The sequence below is a fragment of the Altibacter lentus genome, assembly GCF_000746845.1.
Lineage (GTDB): Bacteria > Bacteroidota > Bacteroidia > Flavobacteriales > Flavobacteriaceae > Altibacter > Altibacter lentus.
On record NZ_KN050846.1, the window covers coordinates 837,039 to 852,934 of the forward strand.

The window sequence follows — 15,896 nt, forward strand, 5'->3', positions numbered from 1 at the left end:
AGTGTGTAATTTTTACGACAAATGTTAAAAAAACTTGCCATTCATCGATTTTTTACTTATAATTGCTGTATTATTAAACTAGCTAACAGTGGATAAACCAATACTTAAATGTGCTATTGTAGACGACTCTACGTTGCAACGACTTTCCATCGTCAAACTTATTGAAAACCATCCTTCTCTAAATTTGGTAGCCGAATATAACAATGCTATTGAAGCGAAAATGGGTTTGGCCACTACCGAGATCGATCTTATCTTTCTGGATATAGAAATGCCCATTCTATCCGGTTTTGACCTTTTAGATGACCTTACCCATAAACCACAGATCATCTTTGTGACCGGGAAGACGAAATATGCTTTTAAAGCTTTCGATTACGATGCTGTTGATTACCTCCGGAAACCGATCTCCAAAGAACGTTTCCTGAATGCTGTTCACAAAGCTATTACTAACTACAAGCTTAAGAACGACGACGGCTTTGACGAAGAAGACTTTATTTTTGTGAAGAGCAACCTTAAAAAACGGAAGGTGTTTCTCAACGAACTCCGCTATATCGAGGCCTTGGGTGATTATGTAAAATTGGTCACCGAGCACGATGCTCTTGTGGTTCTTTCTACCATGAAAGCCTTCGAATCCTTATTGCCGGAGGATCGGTTCTTACGTATCCATAAATCTTATATTGTTAATTTGGACAAGGTAGAACGCTACAACAGTAAGGTGATCGAGCTGGATAAAGAGCAATTGCCACTTAGTAGAAACCGTAAAGCAGACCTAGTGGAGGCGCTTGCCGCCAGCATCCGATCTTAAAAGGTATCTACATCTATTAATACTCTTACCGAGGAGAACTCTTTCAGTGAATTAAAACTTCGCTGCACTCCTGCTATGTACGACTTTGTTTTTTTCAAAGAGAGCGTCTTGGGAACTTTCACCAGTATGTTGGCTATATATTTGTTTCTTATTCGTGCGACTGGCGGCGCTACAGGCCCGAGCACATGTTCTTCCAGTTTTAACTCCAATGCCTGCCCATACCATGCAGCAGCTTGCTGCATCTTATACTGATTCTTATCTTTAAAGGTGATCTTTATAAGTCGGTGAAACGGCGGATATTGATATTGATAGCGTTCTTCTACCTGCTGCTTGTACATACCTTCATAATCATTAACACTTACCTGCTGAAGGATTTGGTGGTATGGATTATAGGTTTGTATCAATACCCGGCCGCGTTTTTGAGTACGGCCTGCCCTCCCCGAAACTTGCTGTAACAACTGAAAGCTACGTTCATGAGCCCTGAAATCGGGAAAATTTAAAAGGTTATCGGCATTCATCACACCCACCAGACTCACATTTCTAAAGTCCAATCCTTTCGCAAGCATTTGTGTCCCTACAAGAATATCGATCTCTTGGTTTTCCAGGGCATCGATCAATTTTGCATAGGCATATTTCCCCTTCGTGGTGTCTTGGTCCATGCGCGCAATACGTTGTTCGGGGAATAAAACACGAAGCTCAGATTCAATTTGTTCGGTGCCGAAACCCTTGGTATCCAGTGTTTCGCTTCCGCAGGCTGTACAACTTTGGAGCATTATCATATGATATCCGCAGTAGTGACAGCGTAATTCATTTTTATGCTGATGGTATGTTAGACTTACATCACAATTGGGACATTGAGGCGCTATCCCGCAGGTGGTGCATTCCACCACAGGTGAAAATCCTCTTCTGTTTTGAAACAACATCACTTGTTCTCCATTGTCCAGTGCTTCGGTGATTTCTTCCAATAACACATCACTAAAATGCCCCGTCATTTGCTTTTTCCGATGCTTCTCCTTGATATCAATAAGTGATATTTCGGGCATGAGCACATTTCCAAAGCGTTTTTTTAAAGTTACCATGCCATATTTATGGGTCTTGGCATTGTGGTACGTTTCTATGGCAGGTGTTGCAGAACCCATGACCAACTTTGCTTTATGCAACTGCGCCAACACCACAGCACTATCGCGTCCGTGATAACGTGGGGCCGGACTGTATTGCTTAAAAGAAGGTTCGTGCTCTTCGTCTACGATGACCAGTCCTAAATTCTGAAAAGGCAGAAAAAGTGACGAGCGCGCACCAATTACAATCCGTGCTTTCTGTTGCATTTCCAAAACGTTCTTCCACACCTCTACTCGTTCATTAATAGAGTGTTTGGAATGGTAGACCGAGACCCGTTCACCAAAATAATTTTGAAGCCGGGAGATCAGCTGTGTCGTCAATGCGATCTCCGGCAACATGTACAACACCTGTCTTCCGCTATCAAGCAGTTCGTCAATAAGGCGCACATATATCTCTGTCTTCCCACTGGAAGTAACCCCGTGAAGTAAGGTAACATCGTTTGTTTCGAACGATGTCTTAATTTCTTCAAATGCCTGCTCTTGTGCGGGATTCAACGTTTTAATCGCTGCGGTATCTTCACCCGAATATTCAATTCTATCTTTTTGTATAAAGAACTCTTCTAGAATTCCTTTATCAAGCAAGGATCGAAGCACCGCTGCCGAGGCATCACTTTTTTTCTGAAGGGTGACCGAATCCACCGGACGCTTTTGTTGTGACGATAGCATAAAGAGCGTCATCAATACGGCACGCTGCTTTGGAGCACGTGTTAAAAGGTCCAGCAGCTCTTTTAGGTTTTCTTCTTCGGAATAGTGAGCGCTAAGTTTAATGTAGCGCTTTAATTTGGGTGTGTATTGTTCGAACACCTCTTCTTGCACCTGTATCACCCCTTTCTGAAGCATTGTTTGCAAAACTTTTACTACGTTGCTCCTATCCAGGATCGATCTAATATCGTTAATGTGAAGTGCGGACTGATGCTGCAACGCTTCGAACACGAGAAATTCCTCGTCTGAGAAATCGGATTCATCTACTTCCTTTTCCGAAGCTAACATCACTATAGTTTCACTTTCCAACAAAAATGCGCTAGGCAAAGCGGCTCGAATCACTTCGCCAAGTGTACACATATAATAATCTGCCATCCACTCCCAATGACGTATTTGAGTAGCCGTAATAATGGGCGTCTCATCTAAGATCTGGTCGATCGATTTGGTTTCATACCCCGGCGGATTATTCGCATAGACTTGATACACGATCCCGGTGTAGATCTTGGTCTTACCAAAGGGCACAGCCACCCGCATCCCCTGTTTTAAAAATGCCGCCTCGTCTTTGTTCACGTGATATGTGAAGGCTTGTTTTAGGGGAATGGGTAATATGACATCTATAAAATACACTACTTGACATTGTGGCGTGTTGCCTATTATTCTTGTTTTAGTACAGTAATTTAAAAATATGAAAAGGCTTTTCGAATTGTTCCCTCTTCACCAAAGGCTGAATATGGAACTTCTGTATAAAATTAAAAAAGGCCATCCATATAACAGGCGGCCTTTCTCATTACTTATAAACAAGTCTTATTTCACACGATACCAATATTGAGATCGCCCTATGAGGGAAAATCCTATATAGCCTCTTACTTTTAGTTTGTTAGGCTCTTCCAATTCGATATAGCATTTATACAATTTTCCATTCTCGGGATCTAAAATGTGACCATCGTTGTACTCCTCACCGTCTTTTTCCAGTCCGCGAATTATAGTAAGCCCTAAAATCTTTTTGTTCTTATCGGCTCCTTCACACTGATCGCAAACAGCGTCCTGTCTGTCTTTATTCAGGATCTCTACTACTTTTCCATAGACCTTTCCGTCTTGTTCGTAGATTTCCACCACCGATTTGGTGACGCCTGTCTTATCGTCTACCGTCTTCCATTTCCCCAGTACACTTTGGGCGTGAACGGCAGAAGCAGTTATGGCGAGAACGAATAAAAAAATTGATTTTAGTTTCATGGTGCCTTCTTTAGTTTCCGAGCATGGCTTTTTTCAACTTACTATCTACCGGGTCATTTCCCATCCAGATCCCAAAAAGAGCTTTTTTGAATTTCATTCCGGGGATCGTGCCAAGCTCCTTGCCATTCTTATAGGCTACGACACCTTTCCCTTTTTGGTAGGTAATGTCGAAGGTATCATCTTCCACGATCTCGTCATTAAAGAACTTAATAAATTTTTGGATCTCCGATTTCAAAGAGGAAGTATCGCCTCCCATGGAAGCATCAAAACCTTCTTCCACAGCTTCTTTCATGGCGTCACTGGATACAAAACCAGAAGTGATCACCAGTCTGATCGCCATGGATTCATCGGCATTGATTATGGACTTAGCATCACTTGACTTTTTTGGAAGGTACAATCCGCCGGAGTACAATTTAAGTATCATCGCCTTTTTTCGGATACCCGCACCGTTCAATACTAGGTCATCGCCGCTAAAACTAAGTGAATTGGGCAATGTAACACTGCCAACCTGGGTTTGTGCCATGGAAACATTCACGGTGACCAAAGCAATAATTAGTAATAGTAGATTTTTCATGAGAGTGTATTTACGTTTTTAGTTCTAAAAAATTAATATTTATCCTTAAGCCGCTGCAACGAAATATTCAATTCAAACCCTAGCAGCAGCAAATTTGCATTGATCCAAATATATAACATCATTATTAAAAGTGCACCGATGGACCCATATAACTCATTATAATTTGAGAAATTATTTATATAGATACCAAAGAGGTATGTGGTTAACATAAACAATAAGGTGGTTATCAATGCTCCCACCGAAAAAAAGCGGGATTCTTTTCCTTCTTTGGTCCCGTAATAATAGAGGGTGGAAATAATTACATACACCATAACGACAAATACAATTAATTGAAGTGTTGAGATCCAAAAAAGGTCATTCTGGATGTATTCATTTCCTTTCAAGTTGTTTATTATATATTCACCATACAGGATGACCCCAACCGTAATTAACAACAACAATGCCAAAAAGATAGAGACCACCAGCGCAATACTGTACTGTCTAAAGAACCCTCTGTTCATGGTAACGTGAAAGGAATATTCAAACGCACTAAAGATGGCGTTCACACCGTTTGCCGCTAAAAAAAGTGATAAGAAGAATACAAAAGAAAGCAGCCCTCCCCCTCTTGGGTTCACTGCAATATCTGCTATGGTCGGGTAAAAGAACTCTGCCGTCTGAGGAGGCAATAGATCCTCAATGAATATTAGGAAGCGGGTTTGAAATCCCTCGATGGGAACCAACGGAATTAAGTTGAGTATAAAAAGTAAAAAGGGAAATAAAGCCACAAAAAAACTATACGCAATAGAAGTGGCACGTGATGAAAAAGTCCCTTTAATGATCCCGGATCCATAAATATCCATAAGGTCATAGAGTGTAAGGCCGTGAAAACCGGGAAGTTTAATTCGTTTACTCCGTGCTACCAAAAGATCGATCCTGTGTGTCAACCAGGATTTCAATCGTGTAAGTAGCGTGGTCTTTCTGCCGGCATCGGTGCTCATCGAACTGCTTTTAGGCTTAGATCCATGTTGTGAACGGAATGTGTTAAAGCACCACTGGAGATATAATCTACCCCGCATTCGGCGTATTTTCTTGCCGTTTCCAAAGTGATCCCTCCACTGGATTCGGTGAGACAGCGGTCGCCAATCATGGCAACGGCTTTCTTAGTGTCTTCATAATTGAAATTATCGATAAGAATTCGATACACACCTTCGTTCTTTAGGATCTCTTCAATTTCTGAAAGATCCCTCGCTTCCACTATGATTTTTAGGTTTATACTGCTCTCACGAAGGTACTCCTTGGTTTTTTCGATGGCTTTCGTCACCCCGCCACAAAAGTCAATATGATTATCCTTTAGCATGATCATGTCGTAAAGTGCAAAACGATGGTTCTCACCACCTCCTATCTTCACAGCCCACTTCTCGAGCGCACGAATCCCCGGCGTTGTTTTGCGGGTATCGAGGATCTTCGTTCCTGTTCCTTCCAAAACCTCAACATATTGTCGTGTTTTGGTCGCTATGGCACTCATTCGCTGCATGGCGTTTAGTACCAAGCGTTCGCTTTTTAAGATCGATTGTGACAAACCCGAAACATAAAAACATACATCCCCGTATTTCACGGCGCTTCCATCTGTAATTTTTATGTCAAGCTCCAGACCCGGATCTACAAACTCAAAAACCTGTCGTGCGAAATCTACTCCTGCAATGATCCCGTCATCTTTCACAAGCAGCTTTGCCGTCCCCCTAGCATCTTCAGGGATACAGGCAAGAGAACTGTGATCACCGTCACCTACATCTTCCCGTATCGCATTGGAGATAATACGATCCACTTCTTTATTGAATTGCTTTTTTGAAATCATAGCGAGCCAATTTTTAGCTAAAATAACTTAAAAAGTTTGAAGACCGAAGGGTTCGCGGGGAAGACCACAAATTTTATCTTTGTATTTTTGAATTCTGAATGATGTGCCCATGAAAATTACCTTACTCGTTATTGGCAAGACCGACAGTACTCAACTTTCAGCTATGACGGAAGATTACGCTAAACGCTTGGGCTTTTATGTGCCCTTTGCTATGGAGGTCATTGCCGATGTCAAAAATGCGAAGCATCTTTCAGAAGAACAACAAAAACAAGCAGAAGGCGAATTGATCCTGAAGCAACTACAACCCGGCGATACTGTAATACTCTTGGATGAAAAAGGCAAAACGCATTCGTCTGTTGGTTTTTCTGAATTCCTTCAGAAAAAAATGAACAGCGGTCTCAAGCAGTTGGTCTTTGTTATTGGAGGGCCCTATGGATTTTCCGAAGCAATGTACCAAAGAGCCAATGGGAAGCTATCCCTGTCTGCCATGACCTTCTCCCATCAAATGATACGGTTGTTTTTCGTGGAGCAACTTTACCGTGCTTTTACGATCCTTAAAAACGAGCCGTACCATCATCAATAGATTATTTCATCCAGATACAATCTATCCCATCGGTTACCATGTGCAGCAATAACCCTACAGCTATAATTCGGGTTTTCTTAAAAAACAGCAGAAGCGCATATCCCGCAATGGCAACATACGAATGCAGTGGATGAAAATTTATGCTACAGCGGTTTTCGGCAAAAATTGGCGTTGCCAGTAAATGGTCCAGATCCACCAGCATGGTTGCGACCATGATCGCCCAGGCAAGCCGCCATTGGTGTCTGAAAAAGACCCAGGTCACCAGTCCCGGAAACAAAAAGTGTAAGCTGTAATGAAGAATAAATTGTAGCATCAACAGGTGAAATTATAACTTCAAAAGTCGCTTTAACCAGTTAAACTTCGAAGACGAATAAGGCGGATACTTTAACGGAAGTTCCAGCCAAGTTGGCTTTTTTAGGATGCTTTTATAATGTGAAAAAGCTTCAAATCCGGCTTCGCCATGATAATTTCCTATTCCACTCTTCCCTACACCACCAAAGGGTAAGTGAGGATTGCTCACATGCATCAACGCTTCGTTAATGGCTCCTCCGCCAAACGATAGTTCTTTCAATAGCTTGCGCTCTGTTTGCTTACTGCCGGTAAAGATATAGCAAGACAAAGGTTTTGATAAAGTTTGTATCTTTTCAATGGCCTGGTCTAAACTGCCAAAACGTATTACGGGTAAAAGAGGTCCAAAGATCTCTTCCTGCATCACGGCATCTTCAAAAGTGACATTGTGCATAAGCGTTGGTTGTATGTAACGCATTTCCTTATCTGTTTTACCGCCATAATAGATCGTATCTTTTTTGAGTAAGCCAACAAGGCGATCAAAATTGGAATTATTGATGATCTGTACGTAGTTATCATTTTCAAAAGCGTATTCTGCGCCTAGAATCTCTTCTTTAGCAAGTTTCAGAAATTCTTCTTCAATCCCTTCTTCGATCATCACATAATCCGGAGCGATACAGGTTTGACCCGAATTCAGAAATTTTGCCCAAATGAGACGTTTCACCGTCATTTTTAAATGAGCATCTTTTGTAATAATGGCCGGGCTCTTACCTCCCATTTCCAGAGTAACAGGGGTAAGATGCTGCGCAGCGGCTTTGTAAACGATCTTTCCAACCTTTGTACTACCGGTAAAGAAGATCTTATCAAACTTTTGATCTAATAATTGAGTAGTTTCTTCAACACCTCCTTCTACTACCGTAAAAAACGCCGGATCGAAGTGATCCTGAATCAATTTTGCCATTAAAGAGGATGTATGTGATGGCAACTCACTAGGCTTTAGTACCACAGTATTTCCTGCAGCTATGGCCGCGATCACCGGTGCGAACGACAATTGATACGGGTAGTTCCAAGCTCCTATCACTAAACAGACCCCTAACGGCTCCGGATACAGATAACTGGAAGCAGGAAAATTTGCCAGATTGGTAGCCACGCGCTTTTTGCGGGCCCAATAATGAAGATTGTTCTTTACGTCCTTGATCTCCTTGTGCAACAAGGCCAATTCCGTCATATAATTTTCTATGGGGCTTTTCTTGAAATCTTTATAAATAGCCTCATCCAGCTGCTGCTCATGCGTTTTAAGCATATCTCGCAATTTTTTTAACTGGTCCAGTCGAAAGGAGAGTTCTTTCGTGGCATGGGTATTGAAGAAAGTACGTTGTTGAGCAATGATCTCTTTCATGGTTTGCTTAAAATTTGTATTCGCTTAAAAATACCCTAAAAGAACTACGATTTTGTTAAATAAAATGAAAACTATTTTTTCTTTCTATTTAACACTTTGTATTCTTCGTAACATTCATTGATGGCGTCCAATATCTGAAGGTCGTTCGCTGTGCGAATGAAATCTTTTGAATAATTACAATTATTCAGAATTTCGTCAATATCCACTTTTTCCAACTGAAGCACGGCCATGAGGGTTTCTCTGTCGAACTTACTCTGAAGCAAATTACGTATCTCATCATCCTCTTTCATTTTCCGAAGCTTTCGCATTTGTGTGGGTCGTTTTCCAAACACATTATATAGAAAATCAGCCGGATTGAAAATAGCGCTCAGCACTTTGGTCACTGCACCGGGCTGCTGGTTCCCTCCTTCGTAACCGGAGCCTACACCGCTTATTCGATATCGGTAATTATCGTAAATAGGAATGGTCTTCGCATCCACCTCCACATAGCCCGTAAGTTGTATTGGTCGCACGACTACCTCCTCCAAGGCAATTCCCAGTTCGGTCATCTTGATCTTGATGTCCCCAAATTTTAACCAGTCATTGGTAACCCGTACTCTAATTGATTTAAACCCTAAATAGCTAAAATATAAGGTATCATTGACTACCGCCCGGATCTCAAAATCCCCTTCGGCGTTGGAAGTAGCACCCACAACACTGTTCAAATTGACAATATTCACATTCTCCAACGGTTGATCTGTTGCATCATTGAGCACCTTACCCTTTATCAAGGGTGGCGTAACAATAGACTCTTGGGAAATCGCACAAACTGACGTAAGGAGAAAAATAAGTACAAGAAGATGTTTCATAGCGTGAAGGCATAAAAGTACACAATATAGACGTCTTTTTCTCCCGAAAGTTTCAATGAATCTGTATTTTTCAGAAATTATCCTTTACGGCGACGTCTCCCGCCTGTCCCTGTATTTTGAGGTTTCTCATTTTTCCTGCGACTTTTACCGCTAAACTTGGGACGATCTCCGCCGCTTTCGCTTCCGCGTTTTTTAAAGCCTCCTTTTGAGCCGCCTTCACTCTTAAAACTGCCTCGTTTACTATCACCACGGGTGCTTCGGCTTCGGTCACTGCGGCCTCGGCCCCCGCCACTTCGTCCTCTTCCGCCGCGATCCTTAGAAACTTCTACAGAAATGTTTCTTCCGTCGAGTTTGAAATCGTTGAAAATACCCAAAACCATTTCCTCATGTTTGGTATCGGTATTAAAGAATGAGAAACTATCTTTTACATCTACTTTATACACATCGTCCTTTTCCAAACCTAACAGATCGCGTAAAAAGTCTTTTAGCGTCATCCAATCGAAGTCATCCTTCCCTCCTATATTAATAAAGTAGCGAGTGGAATCTTTAGAATCACTGTCGTCATGGTCTCTCCCGCTTCCACCAGGTGCATTGAGGTCCTTGGCATTCTTGTAGTAATTATAGAATCTTGTAAATTCAACCGAGAAAACCTTTTTAATCAATTCCTCTTTGCTGAAATCTATTAATACCTCGTTGATATTTGGCAGATACATATCGATCTCGTGATTGATCTTCGTGTTCTTGATGCTGTTAGCCAAATGGAACAACTGCACTTCGCAGATCTCCATTCCGCCGGGAATATCCTTTTTTTCGAATTTCTTCTGAATGATCTTTTCAATAGCACTTATCTTTCGAACTTCACTTTTGGAAACGATCACCATGGACACACCACTCTTGCCAGCACGTCCCGTTCGACCACTTCGGTGGGTGTAGGTCTCGATCTCGTCCGGGAGTTGATAGTTGATCACGTGAGTGATATCATCTACATCAATCCCCCGCGCTGCCACATCTGTAGCAACCAACATCTGGATCTGCCTGTTTCTAAAGGATTTCATCACCAGATCACGCTGGTTCTGACTCAGGTCACCGTGCAACGCTGCAGCATTGTAGCCGTCAGTGATAAGTTGTTCTGCCACTTTTTGAGTGTCGCGCTTCGTTCTACAAAAGATCACCGAAAATATATCGGGATTGGCGTCACAAAGTCGTTTTAATGCAGCATATCTGTCTCGTGTATTTACTAAATAGTACTCATGAGAGACGGCTTCAGTACTTACATTTTTAGACCCTACCGTGATCTCGACAGGAGTGTGCATAAATTTTTTGGCAATGGTGGAAACCTCCTTAGGCATCGTAGCGCTAAACAACCAGGTACTCTTATCTTCGGGCGAATGTGAAAGGATCTCGGTGATGTCCTCATAAAAACCCATGTTTAGCATTTCATCGGCCTCATCGAGAACACAATATTCTATTTTGGAGATATCGATCATTCTTCGACCGATCATATCTTTCATCCTGCCGGGTGTCGCTACAATAACCTGAGCCCCTTTTTTGATCTGTTTGGCCTGTTCGGTAATACTCGCACCTCCGTAAACTGCAACAATATTGAGCCCTTTTATATACTTTCCGTAGCTGTTCATCTCGTTGGTGATCTGCAGACATAGCTCTCGCGTGGGCGAAAGGATCAATCCTTGGGTCGTTCTGCTTTGAGCATCGATCTTTTGCAACATGGGAAACCCGAATGCAGCCGTCTTTCCGGTACCGGTCTGTGCCAGTGAAACCAGATCAGTCTCTTTGCTTAAAAGGATTGGAATTGTTTTTTCTTGTACTTCCGAAGGGGTTTCAAAACCCATATCGGTAATGGCCTGAAGCAATTGCTCGTTAAGGCCTAACTCTTTAAATGTAGACATATTGAATAATAAGTGTTTATTTGTACTTACTGAAGCGGACTCGACAAATAAACCTTATCACTTCGTGCAGTACTACCTCACCCTGAGGATTTTCTAATTCGCCGTACTTTGATTCGGCGAACGAGGGCGCAAAGATACTCTTTAATTCCGATTCTCAATTTTGATTGTGAGATTTTTATGATTATCGGACAATTCTTTTTCAGAAAAAAACAGTTCGAATATTTATCTATATTTAACGCGTTTAATTATTCAAAGACTCATACCGCTTCATGAAAAACTCAGCACTTTTAATTTTCTTTCTATGTTCCCTTTTTTCCATTCCAGCCATGGCTCAGCAATTGGAAGTGGGTCCGATGGTAAACTACGACCGTACCTCTTTTAATATTCCGGATAGTTCTTTTATTGTGATTGGCGGACCGGGAGGCGGTTCTGAAGGCTCACGAACCACCGGTTTCGAAACCAATTATAGTGTAGGTGCGTACGGCACCTATTATTTCCACGAACATTTTGGCATCGCTGGAGAGCTCTACTACACCGAAACTTCCGCCACCGAATTTGATGACAACGTATTTAAGTCCCTTAACTTCATCCCCTATATAACAGCCGAGCTATGGAATACCAATATTTATTTGAACCTGGGTGGTGGATTTGCATATATGCTCGATACGTCTATGTTTGACGGTGATTATAATGTCAACGAAGAAGACATTCAATCATTTGATATCCCTATAAAAATGGCGGTCAACTATCGTATTACAGACATTATTACGATCGATCTGGGGATACACACCTCTGCTACCCGTGTGGTAAAAGATGATATTACAAGAGTACATCATTATTTAGGGATCAAAGTTCCCCTCAATCGCATTCTTTCGAAAGGATAATCTATTCTGAAAGGTACTCGATAAGCTGGCGCATGGCCTTGCCGCGATGTCCAATCCGGCTTTTTTCGACGAGACTCATCTCTGCAAAGGTTTGTGATGATTCTTTGGGCAAGAAAATAGGGTCGTAACCAAATCCTTTTTCTCCACGCGGCGAAGTTGTGATCTCCCCCTCACAAATACCGGTAAACATAGTATTTGCACCCTTAAGGGTAAGGGCGATCGCGGTCTTAAAACGAGCAGAACGATCTTGCTTTCCCTTCAAATTGTACAGCAGTTTCTGCATATTGGCATCGGCATCGTTTTCCGGACCCGCATATCTGGCACTGTGGACACCCGGCTCGTTATTAAGTGCTGCCACCTCCAAGCCGGTATCATCGGCAAAGCAATCGTATCCGTAGCGATCACGTACATAATTTGCTTTTAAAGCGGCGTTTCCTTCAATAGTGAAAGCCGTTTCGGGAATATCTTCCAGGCACCCTATATCGGTTAAACTTAAAAGCTCTAAGTGGCTGGGCAATAGCGCTTTTACTTCTATGAATTTATTTTTATTATGCGTGGCAAATACAAGTTGCATAGGTGGCGAGGGGATTATTGGATTCTTGGATTGTAGGTTTAAGTTTAAAACTTACTTTTGAGAATGCAGCGCTACTCGATTGCCTTCAGAATCTATAAAGGCACCCATGTATCCATGTTCTTCAGAAATTTGGGTCTTCTTTTGATAGATCTTTCCTCCTGCACTTTCTACCCTATCCAGTTCCATTTGCACATCCTTGCTATAAAAATAGACCAAAGGGCCTTCGGTACTGGGAATATAACTCTCCTGCTTCACAAGCGTTCCGGCAGCACCGGGAGCGTCTTTAGTAAAGGGAAACCAACCCATCTCGAATCCGCCAAAATTCACTAGCTGAATGTCGATCTTAAAAACGGTTTCATAAAATTTTTGAGCCCGCGCCATATCATTGACCGGTATCTCGATCCAAGCAAACATATTATGTTCCATAGTCTTACAGGTTATTTTTTTCTAATTCGATTTTCAAGGAAGCCAATCCTTCTTCAAAGTCTTTGCCAACTGCTTTGTCCATATTGAAGAATAGCATCATGATGTTCATAGGTGGTTTGTTCTCGCCGTTGAAGCCCCAGATCACTTCGGTTTCATTAGGCTCTACCTCCCTTACCAGCAAGTACCCATTACTTACAGACTTCCAGGGCTTTAAGAACCGTATCTCGGTTCCTACCCTTTCGTTCTCAATGAGCGTCATGATCTCCTGCTCTCCGGAGCCCACCTGTTTGTGGTCACTTTCCCATTTTGAAATGAAACCCACGGTACCGTCTGTGCCTGTGAACGTTTGTTTCATATTTGGGTCTCGTTTTTTCCATGGCGACCAATGATCCTGATTCTTTATAAATTTAAGATAATTGTAGACTTCGGGAAGCGGTCTTCGAATAAGGATACTTCGTTGTACATCGTACTTTTTAGGAGCCACCAGCGCTAAAATAATGAGCAGTGCAATAATGCCTAATAAAATATAAAGGAAAATCATAGTGAGGAGTTTTTGGTTGTTGGATTAAATTTACGACTTTTTATCATTGTAAAAACGTTCAATGATTTCTTGCGAGCTTTTTATGGTTCGTTGGGTCCATTCCATTTCGATCTCAAGTTTCTCTGCTTCGGAAAGAGCCCAGTCTACATTTTCAATGCGCATTCTAGTGACAACTTCCTGTAGGATAATGGCTGCCGATACTGAAATATTCAAGCTTTCAGTAAAACCATACATAGGGATCTTTAGGAATCCGTCCGCTTGCTGAAGCACCGTATCACTAAGTCCGTCGCTTTCTTTTCCGAAGAAAAAAGCACTCTTTTTCGCAACATCGAAATCGTGAAGCAAGGTAGCATCGTTGTGCGGTGTGGTGGCAATGATCTGATAGCCGTTCTCCCGAAGCGTTTTCATACACTCTTTTATCCCGTTGTATCTGTGGAGGCTTACCCACTTTTGTGCACCCATGGCGATCTCACGGTCGATACGTTTTCCCAGCCGTTCCTCTACTACATGCAGGTCCTGGATCCCAAACACATCGCAAGTGCGCATTACAGCGCTGGTGTTATGCAATTGATACACATCTTCTGTCACCACCGTGAAATGACGTGTACGCTGCGAAAGGACATTGGAGAAGAGTTGCCGCCTCCTGTCGGTTAATAATGATTGTAAGTATTCGAACAGTTGTAAGTCCAAAAGCATGAGATTTTCGCTAAGATACAGTGTATTTTTTTCTTCGGAAACAATCAATAGACAACTTATTGGGAAACGGAATAACGGGAAACTGAACATCTGTGCATGGCAAGCGGTATATGGATCTATGAAGCTTCAGTATCCAGAGGCGCCTTACACTTCATGTGTATTTTCAGCAAAAAAACATACCTTCGTAATGCAACCAAAACGAGTTTTATTTTGAAAATTGCAGTACTTACAGGCGCCGGAGTTAGCGCCGAAAGTGGTCTAAAGACCTTTCGCGACAGTAATGGATTATGGGAAGGGCACGATGTCATGGAAGTTGCGTCCCCACAAGGATTTCATAAAAACCCTGCTCTGGTACTCGACTTTTACAATCAACGTCGCAAACAATTGCTTGAAGTGCTTCCCAACGCCGCTCATCATGCCCTAGCAGATCTGGAAAAGGATCACGAAGTTACCATCATTACCCAAAATGTGGACGATCTTCATGAACGCGCCGGCAGCAGTAATGTAATTCATTTACATGGGGAACTGCTCAAGGTGCGCAGTACTTTCGACGAATCACTTATTCTTGATTGGAAACAGGATCTCAATATTGGTGATTTTTGTGAGCACAATCATCAGCTGCGTCCGCATATTGTGTGGTTTGGAGAAGCGGTTCCCTTAATGGAAGTCGCGATGGATATCGTAGCTCGAGCCGAAGTCCTTATTATTGTGGGTACTTCCATGCAGGTGTACCCTGCGGCAGGATTGATACAATACGCCTCTTACAACACTTCCGTTTATTTTGTAGATCCCAATCCATCCATACGGTCCTCAGAACGTGTCACCGTTTTTGCCGAAAAAGCGACCACGGGTGTCCCAAAGGTAGTCGCTGCATTAAATTCGTAGTGGTATGAAATCTGAAGCGCTCTTTAAAAAACTGGAACATATTAAAGCTTACCGCCAATCACGTCTGGAGGTTGCGCAATGGGTCTTATCTCACCCCGAAACACTGCCGGAACTTCTACAGTATTGCTACCAAGTAGAAGACGAAATCTCCTTTCGTGCTTCGTGGGTGCTGGAATTTGTATGCATGGAAGAGTTATCGTTGCTGATCCCGCATTTTGATTTATTTTTCGAATCCCTGCCCAGAGTGAAAAAAGATCAGGCATTGCGCCCTATAGCTAAGATTTGTGAAATGATCGCAGTTGCAAATTACAAGAATAGAGAACCAAAGATCACGGCAGCTTTTACGAACCGGCATAAGGAGCAAATGACCTCATGTTGCTTCGATTGGCTTTTGGGGAACGAAAAGGTCGCTTGTAAGGTATATGCCATGTCCGGCCTTTATTATCTTGGTACCGAATTCCGGTGGATCCATCCCGAGCTGCTTCGCATCCTCACCGATAATATGCATGCACACAGTGCCGCCTATCGCGCTCGAGGCAAACACCTGCTAAAAAAATTACAGACTCCCCCGCGAAAACGATCTCATTAAAAAATCCACACCC

18 protein-coding genes are annotated in these 15,896 nt (G+C 42.4%); 5 read left to right on the top strand and 13 right to left on the bottom strand.

Annotated elements, in window-relative coordinates; all coding sequences use genetic code 11:
* The first annotated feature begins 88 nt into the window (after positions 1-88).
* A complete protein-coding gene (locus JS40_RS04015; protein ID WP_034258576.1) occupies positions 89-802 on the top strand; it encodes a LytR/AlgR family response regulator transcription factor in 714 nt (237 codons plus the stop codon).
* On the opposite strand, the gene priA is transcribed toward JS40_RS04015, so the two are convergent.
* The 5 genes from priA to nadC all read right to left on the bottom strand — a co-directional run bounded on the left by priA (position 799) and on the right by nadC (position 6,263).
* A complete protein-coding gene (gene priA, locus JS40_RS04020) occupies positions 799-3,249 on the bottom strand; it encodes a replication restart helicase PriA (RefSeq protein WP_034258577.1) in 2,451 nt (816 codons plus the stop codon). The two genes, JS40_RS04015 and priA, sit on opposite strands and share 4 nt — an antisense overlap.
* A gap of 177 nt (positions 3,250-3,426) precedes the next feature.
* Complete coding sequence (locus tag JS40_RS04025) at positions 3,427-3,855, bottom strand: DUF2147 domain-containing protein (protein ID WP_034258579.1); 429 nt, start codon at positions 3,853-3,855, stop codon at positions 3,427-3,429.
* Between the two features lie 10 nt (positions 3,856-3,865).
* Positions 3,866-4,429, bottom strand: coding sequence for a chalcone isomerase family protein (locus tag JS40_RS04030; RefSeq protein ID WP_034258580.1), 564 nt, complete (start codon positions 4,427-4,429; stop codon positions 3,866-3,868).
* 32 nt (positions 4,430-4,461) lie between these two features.
* Complete coding sequence (locus JS40_RS04035; RefSeq protein ID WP_084677428.1) at positions 4,462-5,406, bottom strand: YihY/virulence factor BrkB family protein; 945 nt, start codon at positions 5,404-5,406, stop codon at positions 4,462-4,464.
* Positions 5,403-6,263, bottom strand: coding sequence for a carboxylating nicotinate-nucleotide diphosphorylase (gene nadC / locus JS40_RS04040; RefSeq protein ID WP_034258581.1), 861 nt, complete (start codon positions 6,261-6,263; stop codon positions 5,403-5,405). The genes JS40_RS04035 and nadC overlap by 4 nt, the downstream gene beginning before the upstream one ends.
* Before the next feature lie 109 nt (positions 6,264-6,372).
* Between nadC and rlmH the strand changes: the two genes are divergently transcribed.
* A complete protein-coding gene (rlmH, locus tag JS40_RS04045; protein ID WP_034258582.1) occupies positions 6,373-6,846 on the top strand; it encodes a 23S rRNA (pseudouridine(1915)-N(3))-methyltransferase RlmH in 474 nt (157 codons plus the stop codon).
* Position 6,847: 1 nt separating this feature from the next.
* Here the strand turns inward: rlmH and JS40_RS04050 are convergent, their stop codons facing one another.
* The 4 genes from JS40_RS04050 to JS40_RS04065 form a co-directional block, all read right to left on the bottom strand.
* Positions 6,848-7,159, bottom strand: a complete 312-nt coding sequence (locus JS40_RS04050) for a DUF6122 family protein (RefSeq protein WP_034258584.1) — start codon at positions 7,157-7,159, stop codon at positions 6,848-6,850.
* Between the two features lie 12 nt (positions 7,160-7,171).
* Positions 7,172-8,533 (bottom strand): aldehyde dehydrogenase, encoded by a 1,362-nt coding sequence (locus tag JS40_RS04055; protein WP_034258585.1) that lies wholly within the window; start codon positions 8,531-8,533, stop codon positions 7,172-7,174.
* A 71-nt stretch (positions 8,534-8,604) separates the two neighbouring features.
* Positions 8,605-9,381, bottom strand: a complete 777-nt coding sequence (locus JS40_RS04060; protein WP_034258587.1) for a carboxypeptidase-like regulatory domain-containing protein — start codon at positions 9,379-9,381, stop codon at positions 8,605-8,607.
* Between the two features lie 77 nt (positions 9,382-9,458).
* Positions 9,459-11,288 carry a DEAD/DEAH box helicase gene (locus JS40_RS04065; protein WP_034258589.1) on the bottom strand — a complete coding sequence of 610 codons (1,830 nt, stop codon included), beginning with the start codon at positions 11,286-11,288 and terminating at the stop codon, positions 9,459-9,461.
* Positions 11,289-11,557: 269 nt separating this feature from the next.
* On the opposite strand from JS40_RS04065, the gene JS40_RS04070 reads away from it, so the two are divergent.
* The gene (locus tag JS40_RS04070; RefSeq protein ID WP_034258591.1) at positions 11,558-12,172 is read left to right on the top strand and encodes an outer membrane beta-barrel protein; all 615 of its coding nucleotides are present in this window, start codon (positions 11,558-11,560) and stop codon (positions 12,170-12,172) included.
* 1 nt (position 12,173) lies between these two features.
* Here the strand turns inward: JS40_RS04070 and JS40_RS04075 are convergent, their stop codons facing one another.
* Genes JS40_RS04075 through JS40_RS04090 form a run of 4 tightly spaced genes read right to left on the bottom strand, consistent with a single transcriptional unit; the run spans position 12,174 to position 14,409 of the window.
* On the bottom strand, positions 12,174-12,746 hold the full coding sequence (locus JS40_RS04075; protein WP_034258592.1) for a non-canonical purine NTP diphosphatase: 573 nt from the start codon (positions 12,744-12,746) through the stop codon (positions 12,174-12,176).
* 51 nt (positions 12,747-12,797) lie between these two features.
* Entirely contained in the window at positions 12,798-13,172 is a 375-nt protein-coding gene (locus tag JS40_RS04080) for a VOC family protein (protein ID WP_034258594.1), read from the bottom strand.
* A gap of 4 nt (positions 13,173-13,176) precedes the next feature.
* On the bottom strand, positions 13,177-13,713 hold the full coding sequence (locus JS40_RS04085) for an SRPBCC family protein (RefSeq protein WP_034258596.1): 537 nt from the start codon (positions 13,711-13,713) through the stop codon (positions 13,177-13,179).
* 30 nt (positions 13,714-13,743) lie between these two features.
* Positions 13,744-14,409, bottom strand: coding sequence for a TrmH family RNA methyltransferase (locus tag JS40_RS04090; protein ID WP_034262048.1), 666 nt, complete (start codon positions 14,407-14,409; stop codon positions 13,744-13,746).
* Between the two features lie 207 nt (positions 14,410-14,616).
* Here JS40_RS04090 and JS40_RS04095 point away from each other — a divergent pair, with 207 nt between their 5' ends.
* Both JS40_RS04095 and JS40_RS04100 read left to right on the top strand, forming a co-directional pair.
* The gene (locus JS40_RS04095) at positions 14,617-15,294 is read left to right on the top strand and encodes an SIR2 family NAD-dependent protein deacylase (protein ID WP_034262051.1); all 678 of its coding nucleotides are present in this window, start codon (positions 14,617-14,619) and stop codon (positions 15,292-15,294) included.
* 4 nt (positions 15,295-15,298) lie between these two features.
* Positions 15,299-15,883 (top strand): hypothetical protein, encoded by a 585-nt coding sequence (locus JS40_RS04100; protein WP_034258598.1) that lies wholly within the window; start codon positions 15,299-15,301, stop codon positions 15,881-15,883.
* Positions 15,884-15,896 lie beyond the last annotated feature (13 nt).